This window comes from Agarivorans sp. 1_MG-2023, from assembly GCF_030548385.1.
Lineage (GTDB): Bacteria > Pseudomonadota > Gammaproteobacteria > Enterobacterales > Celerinatantimonadaceae > Agarivorans.
This window is the reverse complement of sequence record NZ_JAUOSJ010000037.1, coordinates 1-751: the sequence shown is the minus strand read 5'-3', so window position 1 is coordinate 751 and position 751 is coordinate 1. Positions and strand designations below refer to the sequence as shown.

Here is a 751-nt window from a genome sequence, read left to right as displayed (position 1 = left end):
GAGAAGATGCCATGCTGGATTGTCGCCAAGCCAGGCAGCGTTTGAAGCTGTTCTTATTGCGAAATGGTCATCCGTGTTCTGGTCGGCAAGTGTGGAATGAGGCCTAAAAGCGGCACTTGGCGGATATTCACTTCTTAGAGCCTGCTAAAAAACTCACCTTTCAGCATTACATCAACATTGTTACAGAGCGCTATGAGCGGCTTCAACATCTTGAGCAAGAGCTACAGTTAATTGCCCAAGACTGGTCTTGGTATCCGCTAGTTCAATACCTAACGGTGTTAAGAGGTATTCGCTTCTTATCGGCTATTACTCTGGTCGCAGAACTCGGTGACATGCGCCGTTTTGCTAATCCACGTTCACTGATGAATTTTGTAGGTTTAACGCCTTCAGAATATTCCAGCGGGAACAGACAAAAGCAAGGCGGTATCACCAAGTGCGGCAATACCCATGCACGGCGAATACTGATAGAAGCCGCTTGGGCTTACCGTTTTTCACCCAAAGTATCCCGTGAGCTGCAAATACGACAACAAGACCAATCACTCAATTTACAACGGCGTTCATGGGAGGCTCAGCTTCGATTATGTCGACGCTTTGCCCAACTCAAACACCGTGGCAAAGAACATAATAAGGTGGTCACGGCAGTGGCCAGAGAACTCCTGGGTTACATCTGGGACATAGCCCAACGCTTTGACCCAAAGAGCCAACATATAGGGTAGAAATAGAAAGAAGCTAAAAGTGTAAAACAACTTGA

Annotated in this window: 1 protein-coding gene; it reads left to right on the top strand. The window is 47.0% G+C overall.

Going from position 1 to position 751, the window contains the following annotated elements:
- Nucleotides 1–116: 116 nt before the first annotated feature.
- Nucleotides 117–716, top strand: a complete 600-nt coding sequence (locus Q4592_RS21780; protein ID WP_303516936.1) for a transposase — start codon at nucleotides 117–119, stop codon at nucleotides 714–716.
- Nucleotides 717–751 lie beyond the last annotated feature (35 nt).